At 42.1% G+C, this 15,884-nt stretch carries 14 protein-coding genes; 3 read left to right on the plus strand and 11 right to left on the minus strand.

The window, feature by feature from the left end; translation table 11 throughout:
* Positions 1–23: 23 nt before the first annotated feature.
* The 8 genes from DSL64_RS12740 to DSL64_RS12775 form a co-directional block, all read right to left on the minus strand.
* Positions 24–3,512 (minus strand): TonB-dependent receptor, encoded by a 3,489-nt coding sequence (locus tag DSL64_RS12740; RefSeq protein ID WP_229217065.1) that lies wholly within the window; start codon positions 3,510–3,512, stop codon positions 24–26.
* Positions 3,513–3,740: 228 nt separating this feature from the next.
* Positions 3,741–4,871, minus strand: a complete 1,131-nt coding sequence (locus DSL64_RS12745; RefSeq protein ID WP_115831281.1) for a FecR family protein — start codon at positions 4,869–4,871, stop codon at positions 3,741–3,743.
* Positions 4,872–4,965: 94 nt separating this feature from the next.
* Positions 4,966–5,583: an RNA polymerase sigma factor gene (locus DSL64_RS12750; RefSeq protein ID WP_229217066.1), complete on the minus strand. Its 618-nt coding sequence runs from the start codon at positions 5,581–5,583 to the stop codon at positions 4,966–4,968.
* Between the two features lie 150 nt (positions 5,584–5,733).
* A complete protein-coding gene (locus tag DSL64_RS12755) occupies positions 5,734–7,182 on the minus strand; it encodes a Gfo/Idh/MocA family protein (RefSeq protein ID WP_115831282.1) in 1,449 nt (482 codons plus the stop codon).
* Between the two features lie 148 nt (positions 7,183–7,330).
* Positions 7,331–8,401: an aminotransferase class V-fold PLP-dependent enzyme gene (locus DSL64_RS12760; RefSeq protein WP_115831283.1), complete on the minus strand. Its 1,071-nt coding sequence runs from the start codon at positions 8,399–8,401 to the stop codon at positions 7,331–7,333.
* A 65-nt stretch (positions 8,402–8,466) separates the two neighbouring features.
* Positions 8,467–8,832 (minus strand): four helix bundle protein, encoded by a 366-nt coding sequence (locus tag DSL64_RS12765; protein WP_115831284.1) that lies wholly within the window; start codon positions 8,830–8,832, stop codon positions 8,467–8,469.
* 121 nt (positions 8,833–8,953) lie between these two features.
* Entirely contained in the window at positions 8,954–10,858 is a 1,905-nt protein-coding gene (gene serA / locus DSL64_RS12770; RefSeq protein ID WP_115831285.1) for a phosphoglycerate dehydrogenase, read from the minus strand.
* A 162-nt stretch (positions 10,859–11,020) separates the two neighbouring features.
* Positions 11,021–12,004 carry a YheT family hydrolase gene (locus tag DSL64_RS12775; RefSeq protein WP_115831286.1) on the minus strand — a complete coding sequence of 328 codons (984 nt, stop codon included), beginning with the start codon at positions 12,002–12,004 and terminating at the stop codon, positions 11,021–11,023.
* A 287-nt stretch (positions 12,005–12,291) separates the two neighbouring features.
* Here DSL64_RS12775 and DSL64_RS12780 point away from each other — a divergent pair, with 287 nt between their 5' ends.
* The 3 genes from DSL64_RS12780 to DSL64_RS12790 all read left to right on the plus strand — a co-directional run bounded on the left by DSL64_RS12780 (position 12,292) and on the right by DSL64_RS12790 (position 13,475).
* Positions 12,292–12,483, plus strand: coding sequence for a cold-shock protein (locus DSL64_RS12780; RefSeq protein ID WP_115831287.1), 192 nt, complete (start codon positions 12,292–12,294; stop codon positions 12,481–12,483).
* A gap of 170 nt (positions 12,484–12,653) precedes the next feature.
* On the plus strand, positions 12,654–13,100 hold the full coding sequence (locus DSL64_RS12785) for an RDD family protein (RefSeq protein WP_115831288.1): 447 nt from the start codon (positions 12,654–12,656) through the stop codon (positions 13,098–13,100).
* 24 nt (positions 13,101–13,124) lie between these two features.
* Positions 13,125–13,475 carry a DUF2752 domain-containing protein gene (locus DSL64_RS12790; protein WP_158547912.1) on the plus strand — a complete coding sequence of 117 codons (351 nt, stop codon included), beginning with the start codon at positions 13,125–13,127 and terminating at the stop codon, positions 13,473–13,475.
* 6 nt (positions 13,476–13,481) lie between these two features.
* Here the strand turns inward: DSL64_RS12790 and DSL64_RS12795 are convergent, their stop codons facing one another.
* The 3 genes from DSL64_RS12795 to DSL64_RS12805 form a co-directional block, all read right to left on the minus strand.
* Positions 13,482–14,804 (minus strand): DEAD/DEAH box helicase, encoded by a 1,323-nt coding sequence (locus DSL64_RS12795; RefSeq protein ID WP_115831290.1) that lies wholly within the window; start codon positions 14,802–14,804, stop codon positions 13,482–13,484.
* Between the two features lie 45 nt (positions 14,805–14,849).
* Positions 14,850–15,311, minus strand: coding sequence for a hypothetical protein (locus DSL64_RS12800; RefSeq protein WP_147300361.1), 462 nt, complete (start codon positions 15,309–15,311; stop codon positions 14,850–14,852).
* A 114-nt stretch (positions 15,312–15,425) separates the two neighbouring features.
* Positions 15,426–15,803 (minus strand): co-chaperone GroES, encoded by a 378-nt coding sequence (locus DSL64_RS12805; protein ID WP_115831292.1) that lies wholly within the window; start codon positions 15,801–15,803, stop codon positions 15,426–15,428.
* Positions 15,804–15,884: the final 81 nt, after the last annotated feature.

The following is a 15,884-nucleotide window of genomic DNA, read 5'->3' on the forward strand; positions in this document are numbered from 1 at the left end:
TATGAAAGTTAGAAGCCGTAACATTAAAATGAAAGGTTAGCCCCGATGTTGAAAATTTTACTCTGCGGATACTGACGTCCCCGACCATCTGACACTTCCGGATCAATGTTATACTTGCGCATATTGTCTATCGAGAACAGGTTATATGCGTTGACATAGAAGCGGGCTTTCTGCAACTTCACTTTGCTGATCAGTTCCTTAGGCAGCGAATATCCCAGTTCGATCGTACGTGCGCGGAAATAGGTTACATCATGCGCCCAGAAAGTAGACGGTCTGCTCGTATTACTATGGTTTCCGTCATTGAAGCGGAGCGCCGGATATTTACCCGGAATCCATGCACTGTTTTTGTCATAGATGTCTGCGCGATGCCAGCGATCTTCAAAAATCGTATTCAGGTTTCCGTCGTAGGCAAAAGGAACACGGTTAGGCTCGGTCATGAACACGGTATAACCTGTTGCGCCTGAAAAATCAGCGTTGAAATCAAAGCTTTTGTAATTGATTCCAAGTGTGAAGCCCATGTTTACATTAGGCAGGTCGTTGGCATATCCGATAGGACGACGATCATAATCGGTAATTTTACCATCACCATCTACGTCTTTATAGATAAGATCTCCCGGTAAAAGTGTACGGTTACCCTGGCCATCAATGTTGACAGGATAATTATTAATCTCTTCCTGGCTCTGGAATTGTCCGATATGTTCAAAACCCCAGACATATCCCTGATAACGATTTATGCCTGAACTGAAATACTGATCCACCGAGTTGAAAAACTGAGGATTGTACTGTTGCAGGTTTTTGCCACGGGATAAAGAAAGGTTACCGGACACGTTGTATTTCACTTCGCCTTTTTGTCCGGAATAACCTAATGCAAAATCGTATCCAAAGCGTAAATCACTGTTAAGATTTTCCAAAGGAAGTGTGTAACCAATCTCTTGTGGCAACAATACGTCGGTACGTGCAGCAGGAAGACCGGTACGTTTGCGACGGAAATATTCAAGAGACCCTGTCAACTGACCATTAAACAAACTAAAATCTGCACCAATATTGGTCATGTGGCTTCTCAGCCAGCTCAATCCCGTAATGGGTACACCTTTATCTCTTGAACCTAAAACCGGTTTCCCATCCAGAATAACTGTTCCTTCACGATATCGGTATCCTTCCAGGTAAGCAAATTCAGCTACAATAGGTTGATTCGCATCGTTTGGATTTCTGTCGTCCCCAAGTACACCATATGATCCGCGGAATTTAAGATCTGTAAGAATAGAGTTGGAAGGCATTATTTTCTTCATGAAGCTTTCCTCTGTAATTCTCCATCCTACCGATCCTCCAGGGAAATAACCTACTCTTTTATCCGGAGCAAACAAATAGGAAGCATCACGACGACCTGATAATTCAAGGAAATAGCGGTTGCCATAGCTATAGTTGATACGGGCAAAATACCCGGCTCTTGCACGATTGATTTCGGAATCATCATATCTGTCAGACGTTTCGAAATACATCAGACGCTGTACATTGGCACTGGGAACCGAGTGTATCCAGTTACGAAGGCTGTTTTCTGTAAGTCTTTCAGTACCAAGAATTACAGCAATGGTATTTTGTCCAAAGTTCTTCTCGTAGTTGAGCCTTGCCTGAGCAGTGGTTTTAATTTCCTTTACCTGCTCACGCTCTCTCCATGGATTGATACTACCACCTGTTCTTGCATAGGTTTCATTTTCAGGATTGTAGGTAAACGTATCGTACGTATATTCATGGTTATTAAGCAGTTTATCAGCCATGTAGTAGGAATAAATTCCATAGACCGAAAGTCCGGGAATGGCTGCAACCTGATATTCTGCATCAAAATTGATCTGAATCTGACGCCAGTCGCTTCTGAACTTCCCGGCATAATTCTTATTCAGATAACCCCAGTTTGTTTCGTTATGTTTGATATCATTCAGATAATCAGGATTATCGTTAGCGTAGGGTCTTTCCAGAGGTGTGTTTCTGATAGTTGAAAACAACGCCACTTCGTAGTCGTCACCACCCGGTACACCCGGATTTGAATTGGTTTCTATACGACCGTTGATACTGCTTCCGATCTTCAGACCATTGGCAATACGTGCAGTAATATTGGATTGAACGTTGGTTCTTTGAAACTGATATTCTCTTCCCAATACAGAATTCTGGAACAAATGTGTACCTGAAACATAATACGTTATCTTATCCGAACCACCCGTAAAGTTGAGGTTATAGGTGTTCATTGGTGCATTCCTTTTAATTACGAAATCGCGCCAGTTGAAACTCCGGTAGTTATATTCTGTTCCGGCTTTATAGCGATCCAGCTCCGACTGAGTGATAGCTGTAGAGCCATTCCGGTTGATCTCAGCTTCCGCACGATAACTCATATACGCATGAGAATCATTCAGCCCTTCGAAGTATCTTGTCCAACTTTGAAAACCAAAATTGACATCTGCGTTAATCGTATTTCTGGCGTTCAGTTTTCCTTTCTTGGTAGATACAACCACAACTCCGTTTGCAGCTCTTACTCCATAAATCGCAGCAGCAGCATCCTTCAATACAGTAATACTTTCAATATCATTCGATGCGATCTGGTTGAATTGCCCCAGATCCTGTTGTACACCATCAATTACGAATAAGGGTCTACCCAGGTTACGTATATTAATGTTGGCTGTACCACCCGGACGGCCGTCTGCCATTCTAAACGATACACCCGGAATCTTTCCGGCCAAAGCAGAACTTACTGTAGAACCAGCTCTCACACGACCGAGGTCATCGCTGGTAATAGCTGCTACGGAACCTGTAATGCTGGTTTTCTTCTGCGTACCATAACCTACAACGATCACGTCATTCAGCTGTGCAGCTTCTTCTTTAAGGATCACATCCAATGTGCTGCGTGTGCCGGCAGGAATTTCCTGTGACACGTATCCGATATAGGAGAATATCAATATAGCATTCTCATTTTCAACATCAATACTATAACGCCCCCCAGCATCGGTAGAGGTTCCTTTTGTAGTTCCTTTGATTACTACGTTCACACCTGGCAGATTGACCCCGGTTGAATCTTTAACGATTCCGCTAACGTTTCTCAAAGAAGTGCCTTGTCCTGCTTTCACCTCAGGTTCAGCCTTAACAGGCTCCTGGTTGGTGCTGCTTTCGGGCTTGATCACGATCAGGTCCTCGGAAGCTTTGTAATTCAGTTGCAATGGCGTCAGTAATTCATCCAGCACGCGTGCGAGAGTGCCATTCTGAACTTTAATAGTTGCTTTACGATCGGATTGAATCAGCTTGGAACTGTAGACAAACTTAATATTAGTCTGTTTTTCAAGCTGATGCAAAATTTTCTTAATGTCCTGATTTTCGACATTAAGCGTCACCTTCTGACTAAGAGCGGACTGACCTCTCCCATCATGTGCCAGCGACACGCCCAGGAACAGGCACGCCAGAAAGCATTGAATGACTGTTATACGCATGAGTGTAAAGAGTAAGTCATCAATTCGTCGAACTTTTTTCATATTTTTGAACGGATTTGTTGGTTAAGGAGATTATTCAACGAAATCTTTCCCTGCATCCACTGAGAAGCGGATGAGCAGTAACGTCAATTACTTTGGGAAACCGTGGGATCGGTCATGCTGCAACATGGCTGATCCTTTTTTGTTTTGTGCGAGTGTGAGGTAATGGATTTATTTCATAGGCTAAAACGGTTTAGTGTTAATAAAATTAAGGGTTCAGGTATAGTCAAATTATTTACAGCCTTTGCCGGATATAATTACATGATCATCCCGGATCTCATACTGCGCGTCCAGAGCAATACAAATTGCTGTTAACTTCTCGGTGAAAGATTGCCCTACCAGTGTGGCATTGAGCGGACAATTGCTGATAAGCGATTCTTTATAAACAATCTTTATGTTATAGGCACTCTCCAACGCTTTGAAAACCTCAGAGGCGGGTGTTTCATCAAATATGAATAACTGATCAGCGATATCCGTAGTAACATTTACAACCCTGGGGGTATCCTGAAGTTTAATCGTTTTACCGTTTACTTTTGAAAACGCTATTTTTTCATCCCGATTCAGAATAGTACCTGTCAACTCCGGTTTGGAAAATGCTTCCTTTTCCTTTTCCGAAGCATTCAGACTCAATGGAAAAACAGAAACCTGACCAGTTTTAACTTCCACCTTTATTTCAGAGCCATTTTCAGGAGCATCAATTAAAAAGCTGGTTCCCAAAACTTTGGTCGCAAGACCGTCAGTATAAACAATAAATGGTCTTTTTTTATCTTTTACAATTTCAAAAAATGCCTTTCCTCTCAAACTCACCTCCCTTTTGGCAGTAGTACTTTTTACGAAAAAGCTCAATTTCCCGGCGGGTTCCAAAACCACAGAACTACCATCTTCGAGCAGTATCGTCATAGGCTTATCAGAATCATTCACTTTCTCGATCACATCACTAATGGTTCCGACTTCTACATTTGCATTCACGATAGCTACCTGCGATGGTTTGTGCTGATACCAATACACAGCTACACCAAAGCCCGCTATCAAAACTACAGATGCAGCGATTCGTGCCCATTGCCAGGAATTGATAGTCTTCTCCTCCGCCACTGAAACCTCTTCTTCTGCATCATCAGCCATATGGCTTTCTACCACACTCCACATTTTCCGGCTTTGTTCCGTAGTTGGCTTATGCTTCCCGGTATCTTCAGCAACCAGATTCACATAACCCCTCGCATCTTCTACTACACTCCGTTTTTCAGGATTATTCTTCAGAAATTCCTGCCACCGTGCTTCACTCGCTTCATCAGGATGTCTCACCCAGGCAATAAAGTCGTCGTTCCGAATTAATTCCGTGAGCGAATATTGATCGTACTTCATGCGAGTGATAAACTGGTTTTAAGGCTTTCAAATAGAAAGAGCCTCACTTTTGCAAAATGACCCCTCCAAAATGAAATTATTTTTAAATAAAATTCTAAAAAATAAATAACAGGCAGAAAATCAGGGAAGAAAGCAGCAAACTCTGGCGGTGTTCCCGCATCGAAGTGAGTGCCTTGTAAATAAAGTTGCGGACAGATTTTTCACTGACTCCCATAATCTGGGAAATCTCGTCAATACTGAAATCATCAAAATAGCGCAGCGTAAGCGCTTCTACCTGCCGCTCCGGCAAGCCAGCGAGCAAATCCTGAATTTGCTTTGATCGGATTTCCGAAGATTCTGAAGCAATCAGCATCGTTTCTGTATTAGAGAAACTTGATGGCTCGTTGTTTTCATCCAATACGCTGATTTCCTCAGTTAGCGGAAATTTCCCCAACGCAACCGTAATTCTCCGGCGAAGCGCTCTGTAGAGATAGAATTTGATGGAAGTAATATCTTCGGTGAGATTGTGCCTCAATCTCCAGATATCTATGAAAACATCCTGAACAGCATCTTCAACAATTCCTGAGTTGCTGCAAAGTTTGAAGCCATAATTGTAGAGTGTAGAATGATAGGCGTCAAACATCATTGTAAACGCTGACTCGTCACCGCGGCGTATCCCAGCCCACAGTTCCTGATCGGTCCCGAAATTTCTCAACGTTTCAAAATTGGCCACGCAATGATGCTTTTAGCTAACAGGGCATAAAGCTAAAAATATATTCTTTAAATGCTATTTAATAAATTTAATAAAAACGAAAAACCGGTTTGACGTTTAGCTAAGGGCCTCACATCAAACCGGTATGGATCGAAACGAATTTCTGAACGATTATAACTTTAATTCCCAGCCATCACGATAATCACGCTTCACGTACTGGTTCGCCAGATCGTAGTTGGTTACTTTCATATTCTTTGCATCCCACAGGAGTTTTTTCCTACCATTGTACTTGTCAGCCGTTTTCAAAGCTTCCGGCGCATCACGCAACATCCAGCTTCGTAGCGCAAGGTTGCCGATCAAAATACTTTCGGTAAACGGCGCTGCATATTCGAAAGGCGAGCTGGTCTGTCCTTTTCCATAACCGGCAATGCATGCATCCACCCAGTTCAGATAGTGGTCTTCATTAGGCACTCTTTTGATCGTCTCGGGTATATTGAGTGTTTCATTTTTCTTTAGTGGCAAAAGGCGTGGATTCGCACCGTAACAATCTGCCATTAGTTTTCCTTTATCTCCGATAAACAAGACACCACCATCCGGATTTCCGAATGCTTCTCCCGGAAGCAATTCCTCCGGGCGCTCCGGCAATATTCCTCCATCATACCAGCTCACTTTGATATTGCCTTTCCCGTCATTCCGTGGATAATCAAGATGTATAGTAGAAGAGAAGGGTGTCCAGTCAGGATTATGATCCTTTTCACGTAACGTGAATGTCCAGGTTCCGGCAACACTGCACTCTACCGATACGGGGTAGAGAATCGGTAAAATACGGTAAACAGGATCCATGATATGACAGGCCATATCGCCCAAAGCACCGGTTCCATAAGGCCACCAGCCACGCCAATTCCAGGGAAGATATGCCTGATTGTAACCTACCTTAGGAGCTGGTCCAAGCCAGAGGTCGAAATCCAGTTCAGCTGGAATCGGATCTATATTGTCTGAAGGAATTGCCTGCGGCCATACAGGGCGGTTGGTCCAGCACAATACCTTATTCACCTGACCAATAACTCCTGAATCATAGATTTCCTTCATCCGGCGTACACCATTACCCGATCCTCCCTGATTTCCCATTTGGGTAATCACCTTGTATTTTTTGGCAGCCTGTCCCAGGATTCGGGCCTCATATATGTCGTGCGTCAGCGGCTTTTGGGTGTAAACATGTTTTCCCAATTGCATGGCTGCCAAAGTGGCTACAGCATGGGTATTGTCAGGGGTTGAGATAGAAACGGCATCAATGCTTTTATTTTCTTTGGAAAGCATTTCCCTGAAATCCTTGTAGTACTTCGCATTTGGGAAGTTGGTTCTTGAAGTTACCGCCTGCCGATCGTCCACATCACAAAGTGCGACAATATTCACATTCGGACTTTTTGCAAAACTGGACAAGTCGCTTCTTCCTTTTCCTCCTACCCCTATTCCGGCAATATTCAGTTTGTCGCTGGGGGGAATAAATCCTTTTCCCAGAACGTGGCGGGGAACAATAAAAAATGAGGAAGCTGCCAATGAAGATGCCTTGATAAAACTGCGACGCGACTGGCCATCATGCTGATTCGTTGAATCTTTCATAGAAAAATTTAAAAAGGTAAGGGAAGGAATAATGGTCTAAGTATCAATACGGAGATGATACATTTTCAGGCTATTGGACAGCCACAAAACAAAGAAGCGCAAAATCCGGAGATTCTACGCTTCTTTACTTTTATGTATCTGTTATGTTTTACAGGGAACCCAGCACGCTGATCAATTCTTCAATTTGAGCCGTGCTTGTTGCGGGAAAATTAGCGATTCTCAGCTGTGACCCCTTAAATTGACCATAACCACTTCCTATTACCAATCCTTTTTCCTTCACTGCTTTAATAATATCGGCCGAAGGGGCCTCTGTATTGGTCACAATCACGGTTTGTGATCGTTGCGTTTTTTCTTTTACAAACAATGAAAATCCGCTCTGCTTTTCGAAAAACTTGTAAAGCAAAGCCGCTTTTTGTTCTGTTTCTTTTCTGATTGCGGCAACACCTATTTTGTTCAGATCCTCCGCTACTTTCCCTAACAGATAAATCCCCATCACATTAGGAGTAGCCGGCGTTTCGTTGTTCTGCGCGTTTTTCCATAATGTAGGCAAATCATTGTGCGCTCCGATGGAATATTGCTGACGAATAGATTCAGCCTTCTGCAAACATTTTTCATTCACGATCCACACGCCTAATCCTGCGGGCAAACCAAAAGCCTTCTGAACAGAAAAGAAAGCAGTATCGATTAAAGAATAATCCAGATCCGGATAAGGCGCAGATGATACCATATCCACAGCTATAAATTTATCAGGATTTTTCTGCTTCAGCTTATGGATCTCGTTTACGTGCATCTGTACACCGGAACTTGTCTCGTTATGCGTGGTGCAAATCAACTCCGCATACTCAGGCACAATTACCTCAGATGCTACGAATCCTTCTCCCATCGGCTTTTCCTGCTTGTGGGCGTACTTGTTCAATGCATTGGAGTAATCATAAAACTTTTTGGAGAAAGAACCATTCACCAAATGGAAGCTCTCCAACTCCACACAACTGAATAAAATGCGCTCCCAGGCTTCCGAAGCAGATCCCAGAAAAAGTATAGCGTGGGTATCGGGTACATTCAGCAAAGTTCTTACCTGATCAACGGTGAACTTGTGCAAATCCCTGTACTGCTGACTTCTGTGAGAGATAGAGCCAAGCTGATTGGCAATAAATGTCTGCACATGTTTCTCAAAAGTAGGATAAAGCTGGGCCGGGCCGGGGGTAAAAAAAGTAAGCATTAAAACAGAAGTTATAGTAGTTAAGTAGTTATTGAAGTTAGCCTTTCGATTAAAATCAGGTCCAATCAGTTACCTGATACTTTTGCTGCATAGCTGTTAAGTAATCGGCTGACCTCTTCGAGCAATAACTTATTTTCCTGGTAATCATTGTCTGACAAATAATTCAGATCCTTGCTTAGACGCAAATAATAGGGACACTCCTCAAGTGACCATTGTGCTATATTGTAGAACCGTGCCTTATCGGCACGGCCCAATCTTTTATAGCCTTCTGCAATATTCGCAGGAATTGAAACTCCTGCCCTTCTGAATTGAGAAGTAAGATTATATATTTCGGAGTTAGGGAATATAGTAGTCATTCGATATATGGCTAACACGAAAGAATGTGCCTTTTGCCAAACGATCAGATCTTCAAAAGATTGACTCTTTTCCATTTCTTTTATGAGTATGATGAAGTGATACTTCAAATCTATCACAATCGAATCAAAAAAACAGACTTTCCAAGAAGTCCCTCCTCTAACTTCTTAACTTCCCCTAACTTCTTTATCTACTTCCTTAATACAACATCCTCGACCGGATCGTACCTTCTACCTCTTTCACTTCCTGAATAAATTCCTCTGTATAACCTTTCGCGATATCTACGATTACATAACCGATATGCTCATTGGTTTTGAGGTATTGACCTGTGATGTTGATATTATTTTTTGCAAAAATCTGGTTCAGCTTTGCAAGCACACCTGGCACGTTGGCATGGATGTGCAGCAACCGGTGAGAATCTTTCAGTTTCGGCAACTGTACCTCAGGGAAGTTTACGCTTCCGTAAGAGCTACCGTTATTCATGAATTCCAACAGTTTTGAAGGAACAAAATGGCCGATATTTTCCTGAGCTTCCTCTGTGCTACCTCCAATATGCGGAGTCAGGATTACATTTGGCAATCCACGTAATTCACTTTCAAAGGATTCGGCATTCGTTTTAGGTTCGTAAGGGAACACGTCCACACTAGCACCTGCCACTTTACCGCTCTTCACTGCTTCTGCCAATGCGGCAATATCTACAACATGTCCGCGAGACAGGTTCATAAATATCACTCCGTCCTTCATCAGGTCAAACTCTCTTTTTCCGATCAGGTTTTTGTTTTCCTTACGGCCATCGACGTGCATACTGATTACATCCGAAATAGCCAGAAGTTCTTCCAGCGTATTCAGTTTTCGGGCATTCCCCAGAGAAAGTTTTTCAATTCCATCATAGAAATAAACCTCCATACCCAACGCTTCAGCCACAACTGACAATTGTGTACCGATACTTCCGTATCCCACCATACCCAATTTTTTACCACGTACCTCGAAACTTCCGTTCGCTGATTTATCCCAGATACCTTCGTGCATCTGGTTACTTTTGGTAACGATGTTACGGATCAGCAGGATCATCTCACCCACTGCCAGTTCAACTACAGAACGTGTATTACTATAAGGTGCATTGAAAACTGCAATACCTCTCTGAGCTGCTTCCTCTAGGTCGATTTGGTTGGTACCAATACAGAATGCACCGATCGCCATCAGACGATTCGCATTTTCAAGAACCCGTTTGGTAATATTGGTTTTTGAACGAATACCAATGATTGATACGTCCTTAATACGCTCGCACAATTCGTCTTCATCCAGAGCTCCCTTCACAAACTCCACGTTGAAACCTTGCTCCTCAAATGCACGAAGCGCTACAGGATGCACGTTTTCCAACAAAAGAACTTTGATTCTGCTTTTTGGATAAGACTGGCTTCTGCTTAATTTATTATCATAAAGAAAATCATCAAAAGATGTAGCAATGTGATCTGCAACGGCTACAACCTTAGGACGCTCTACGTTTTCTGTAAATGCATAGAAGCGACTAGCCAGCCCAGATTCTTTCAATTGATAATCCGTATAGCCATCACCAATTGCAAATACTTCACCTTCCAGTTTCAGACTTTCAAGAAGTTTTATCTTACCACCATCGGTTGACAAAACATTGGTTTCATCTATTCCAATGATATTACCTTCCTCATCAAACCGGAACTCATTGGCATACACATGGTCAGCACGAATACCGAGTTCAGTAGCGATGGGTACGATAAACTCTTTAAAACCACTTGATACAATAAATATGTTGTCGGTATTCTCCGTTAGAAAATGTTGGTTTCTTTTGAATGAATCCGAAACCCTGGTTCTCAGGAATATAATCAGGTCTTCTATGTGGGAGCGGTTTGCTTTCAGCAGATCAATACGCTGACGAAGTCCTTCGGCAAACGACATCTCTCCGTTCATGCCTTTGTTTGTAAGATCAACTATTTCCTGAACGATTTTTTCACGTTCCGGATGCCCTGCAAGCGCAATGGCAGCTAATTCGTCCAGACCTTCAACTTTGGTGAAAGTGCTGTCAAAATCAATAATAATGTACGGGCTGTTAAGTGTTAATGTGGGCATGAAGCGGCAGATAACTTATTAATTACCAATTTAAAAGTATACAAATCAAAAATACTCAATCCGATAGCTTGCTGATAAAGAGACAAAATTACGAATCTGTTTACTATGTCGCTAACAAAATATCCGGTGCAAGCGTTTAATTATCGGCTGATATATCTTTATTTACAAAAATTCATTTTTTTGTATAAAATCCAGTGCTCTTTTCTCCGACCAGTATATATCATCACGTAGTCCGTACTGGCGGAAGCCACAATGTCCCCCCTGGCTACTTAGTTCAAGATGAACATTTTCCAATGAACTGATCAGCTCAACGGGCAAACTGGATCCCGGCACAATGGGATCGTTGTCGGCATTTACGATTAAAGTCGGAATCTGAATGTGTTCAACAAAAAACATTGAACTGCACATTTCGTAATAATGCGATGCATTGTCAAATCCATGTAAAGGTGCTGTATAAACGTCGTCAAAATCATAAAGCGTTTTCACCAGGTGATCCTTCGCCAGACTTATCTGGTCCGGAAATAAACGTGACTTTGCATTGACCTTGGGACGTAGCGTATTGAGAAAACGATGCATGTAAATACGGTTCTCTCTTTTAATAATGGAAAGACTGCATTGCTTCAGATCCATAGGTACACTGAAAACAACCGCCTTACGAATCAGATTACTCCGTTGCCTACCCTTTTCTCCCAGATATTTGAGTGTAAGATTACCACCAAGACTAAAGCCAATAAAATATATCTCTTTGTAACCCCGGCTTATGGCTTGTGTAACAACGATATCCAGGTCATCGGTAGCTCCGCTATGATAAAAAACAGGTGTCTTGTTCATTTCACCACTGCAACTGCGAAAGTTCCAGGCCAGACAATCATATCCCTGGCTGTTCAGCAGCCTCACCATTCCTATTATGTACTGCTTGGTGCTATTTCCTTCAAGACCGTGGGAGAGAATAACGATTTTACGCGAAGGATTGTGGTTAGCCGGCGACCAATCCAGATCAAGAAAATCCTGATCCGGCGTAATAATACGCTCCCTCTGGTATTTCACACCCGTTGTTTTCCTGAAAAGTGCAGGAAAAATCGTCTGTATGTGCCCGTTGGGCAACCAGAATGGAGAAATAAAATCAGTTTCTTTTAAAACCGGCATTTTTTCAAAATAGAAATAATCGAAGTAAAGCTAATCATTTTCTTACATTCGGGAAATATAAATTAAGAACAGAAAAACGATACAAAGAGTTAAAAGAAGCACAATTAAATTGTAAAATACTAAGAATCGAACATATCTCAAAAAACAAAACATATGTAACTATTCTTAAAAGTCTGGTTTTGAAGGCCTAACTAAATAGATTAATTCTAAACCTTTTTACTTATTTATCTTGTATATCTCTATTTTCTATCTACATTTGAGCTTTAAAAAATATAAGATCAATACTAATGGCAGAAGGCACAGTAAAGTTTTTCAATGATTCCAAAGGATTTGGTTTCATCCAACCGTCAAGCGGTGAAAAAGACATTTTCGTACACGTTTCAGGTCTTCAGGACGATATCCGTGAAAACGACAAAGTGTCTTATGACGTAGAAAATGGCAAAAAAGGTCTAAACGCAGTTAACGTTCGCGTTATCTAAGTTTAAGTCATAACAGCATTTTTGAAAGCATCCTGCCGAAGTAGGGTGCTTTTTTTGTTGTTCAAATTTCACTCTTATCCGATTGTTTTACCGCTTAGCTATAATCCTGTTTCATAATTGCTATCTTGATGCTTATTTGAGTACATCAAAAACCTTCAAGCAATCGGATTATGCAAAACTTTACACTCGCAGGATTTGGCAACAGAGTCGTAGCTCAAATTATCGATACACTTATTGTTGGAGTCGCCATGTCAGTCCTTATAGTACCCCTGTTCGGATTAGGCGGATTAGCAGGCACATTTGATAATGACTTTGCAGCTTTGCTAGGTGGACTCGCAATACTACCACTACTTTTGATTGGCTTTTTGGGGCCAATCGTTTATGAAGTCTTCATGCTGAGTTCTCCACGCCGTGCCACTATTGGTAAGAGCCTTATGAAAATACAGGTTCGTGATGAATATGGCAACGGACTTACTCTTGGAGCTGCGATTGGTCGCACCCTTATTAAATACCTGACGCTGAATTTTTGCTTTTTGTTATGGTTATGGCCGCTTTTCAACAAAGAGGAACAAGCATTGCATGACCTTATCGTCCGCGATTTTGTAGTGAGAGATTAATCAGTGATGATACCCCAGGATCATTTGATAAGAAGATTAATTATTTCGGTCACGGTACTTGCTACCGTGACCTGGTATTATATGTTTGATCCGGCGGAACATTCCTCGGCCCCTCCCTGCCTGTTGCACAAAGCTACAGGCTGGCTTTGCTGGGGATGTGGAGGGCAGCGCGCATTTCACCAACTCCTTCACGGCCATTTTCATTCTGCGTTTCAACTGAATGCACTGGTGTATCCGGTTACTTGTATTCTGATTTACATCACCGTCTCAGAATTAATAAAGAACACACCCACCTATTCATTTTTCCGGAATAAAATGGTTGCTGTTTCAGCGCTTCTGATCCTGATTGGGTTCACTCTTTTGAGGAATATCTGAATCAGATTACCTTGCTACTTCGATTTTATACTTCTTCCCTTTCATTTTTTCCGTAGCAATCAGATCCAGCATTTTGCGGACTTTGGTTTTATTCACTGCAGCAAAAGAAATAGTATCTTTCACCTCAATCAATCCCAAATCCTGCTTTTCCAGCTTTCCTTTTTGTAAAAGAAAACCTACGATATCCATTTTATTAAGCTTATTCTTCTTTCCTCCGCTGATATAAATCGTTGTCCATAAAGGAGCTTCAGGTGCGGTATATTGGGAAGGTAGAGCCATAACTTTTGGGGTTATGCTGATGTAATCAGGAACTGCTTCTTCCGGATTCAGCAAAATATAAGCTGTACCTTCTGTCTGCATACGTGCAGTACGACCGTTTCTGTGACGGAATTCATCAGCCCTCATCGGACATTCAAAATGGATCACGTGTCTCACTTCCGGGATATCCAGTCCACGGGCTGCAAGGTCAGTTGCAGCTATGTAGCGCACAGAACCATTTCTGAACCTGATTAATGTCCGTTCACGATCTTCCTGCTCCAGTTTTCCATGGAAAAACGCGCACTCCAGCCCCTCTTCTTTCAATATCTCGCTTATCCGTTCCACTGTATCGCGCTGATTACAGAAAATCATAGCGGATTCACTGCCTATAGCACCAAGAAGCCGAACCAGACTATTCATCTTGTTACTGTCCGGACTGATTACCTGAACAACAGTAAGTCCGCTGGCTTCATTTTTATTGAAAATAAAATCAAGCTCAACCGGGTTTTTAAACTTAACAAATGAAGGAATTTTAGGACCTGCCGTGGCCGACACAAGAACCTTTTTACTAACCCAGCGTACATTCTGGATAATTTCCGTCATCTCTTCCTGAAAACCCATTTCAAGAGATTTATCAAACTCGTCCAGTACAAGTGTGCGCACACGACTGTAAGAGAAAGATTTCCGATGCATGTGGTCCAGAAGACGGCCGGGCGTCCCTATCAACAGCGCAGGCGGCTCCACCAGACTTCTTATTTCGGTTTGCATATCATGCCCGCCGTAGCAGCAGGTAACTTTGAAACCTGTCGCCATTTTTCTCCATACCTGTTCAATCTGAAGCGCCAGCTCCCTCGTTGGCACAATCACCAGGCACTGCACCTGATCATTTTCCCTCTCCATTAATGCGACAAGAGGCAACAAAAAAGCCAGGGTTTTTCCTGAGCCTGTGGGTGATAAAAGAAGCACCTCATCACTTTCTGTAATTGCTTCGCGGGCAGCAACCTGCATTTCGTTCAAGGTTTCAATACCCAAACCTGCAAGTATATTTTCTATTTTTCCTAAATCCGACATGATGCAAAGGTAGTGCTTCGGTCAGGCAAATTGCGAAGAAAGTTCTTATTGTTTAATAACTCCGGTAAACTGCTTGGGTTCATTGTACAAAGTAAGTCCAAGTAGTTTCCAGTTATGAGTACCTGACACCAGATAGTGGATTTTCCCTTCGTTTTCGTAAAAAGTTACATTGGTAGTTTCCCATTGATGCCCACCCATAAGTCCACTTTGAATAATTTCACCTTCTGCACGATCAAGCGTGTCTTTGGGATATGCATAACTGAGCACGATTTCGTGAGAAATCCCGCTTTCCAGAGGTTGCCAGCCAATCGTTCTGTCTCCTCCATTATATCTGGGTGCCTCTTTGTTTATAAGACGCTCCTTCGTGAAGGATAAACATCCAAGTATAAATACGATCAGAGCGGGTATTCCCATGCTTTCTTTGACCAGTTTAAATACGCTGAAACAGATAAATATGAACCAGATCAGCAACCCAAAATTCAGAAGAGTCAAGAGTAAATACAGCATATCGTTGATTTTAGGTAAAAAATAAAGCAGTCCTGCGTGGACTGCTTTGTCAGGATTTACCAAGTTAATACTACCGTTTTTCAATTACCATATAACGGCAGACATTTTGAAGAATTAATATAAATCTTCTGTACGCTCCAGCATCAAAATAGATGATTGAGGTACAATCACATATTTCTCTCCGTCGTACTCAAGATCAATGGCATTTCTCTGAAGATAAATAGCTACATCACCTTCCATCGATTGTAAAGGCATATACTTCACCTTTTCCTCTGTTTCTTTCCAGGGTTCATCTTCTGTTGCTGCCGGTATGGGATAACCCGGTCCCACCTTGATCACATATCCACTTTGCACCTGTTCCTTTTCGGTTACTGTTGGCGGCAGATATAATCCACTATTGGTTCTGTCCGACGGACTTTTTGGTTTTATCAAAACACGATCTCCAACGATAATCAGTTTCTTCAATCGGTTGTCAGCTGTCACTTCGTACATGGTTGTTATTAACTAAATATATTATAAAGCAGGATACCGGAATGTACGCAACATTCCTCCCTATCCGATAACAAATATCAG

Origin of the sequence: Dyadobacter luteus, assembly GCF_003383615.1 — a bacterium.
Taxonomy (GTDB): Bacteria; Bacteroidota; Bacteroidia; order Cytophagales; family Spirosomataceae; genus Dyadobacter; species Dyadobacter luteus.

Bases quoted from the DNA above. Each gene is read 5' to 3' on its own strand.
- DSL64_RS12740 (WP_229217065.1), bottom strand. From the start codon at position 3,512: ATGAAAAAAGTTCGACGAATTGATGACTTACTCTTTACACTCATGCGT.
- DSL64_RS12745 (WP_115831281.1), bottom strand. From the start codon at position 4,871: ATGAAGTACGATCAATATTCGCTCACGGAATTAATTCGGAACGACGAC.
- DSL64_RS12755 (WP_115831282.1), bottom strand. From the start codon at position 7,182: ATGAAAGATTCAACGAATCAGCATGATGGCCAGTCGCGTCGCAGTTTT.
- DSL64_RS12760 (WP_115831283.1), bottom strand. From the start codon at position 8,401: ATGCTTACTTTTTTTACCCCCGGCCCGGCCCAGCTTTATCCTACTTTT.
- DSL64_RS12765 (WP_115831284.1), bottom strand. From the start codon at position 8,832: ATGGAAAAGAGTCAATCTTTTGAAGATCTGATCGTTTGGCAAAAGGCA.
- serA (WP_115831285.1), bottom strand. From the start codon at position 10,858: ATGCCCACATTAACACTTAACAGCCCGTACATTATTATTGATTTTGAC.
- DSL64_RS12775 (WP_115831286.1), bottom strand. From the start codon at position 12,004: ATGCCGGTTTTAAAAGAAACTGATTTTATTTCTCCATTCTGGTTGCCC.
- DSL64_RS12780 (WP_115831287.1), top strand. From the start codon at position 12,292: ATGGCAGAAGGCACAGTAAAGTTTTTCAATGATTCCAAAGGATTTGGT.
- DSL64_RS12785 (WP_115831288.1), top strand. From the start codon at position 12,654: ATGCAAAACTTTACACTCGCAGGATTTGGCAACAGAGTCGTAGCTCAA.
- DSL64_RS12795 (WP_115831290.1), bottom strand. From the start codon at position 14,804: ATGTCGGATTTAGGAAAAATAGAAAATATACTTGCAGGTTTGGGTATT.
- DSL64_RS12800 (WP_147300361.1), bottom strand. From the start codon at position 15,311: ATGCTGTATTTACTCTTGACTCTTCTGAATTTTGGGTTGCTGATCTGG.
- DSL64_RS12805 (WP_115831292.1), bottom strand. From the start codon at position 15,803: ATGTACGAAGTGACAGCTGACAACCGATTGAAGAAACTGATTATCGTT.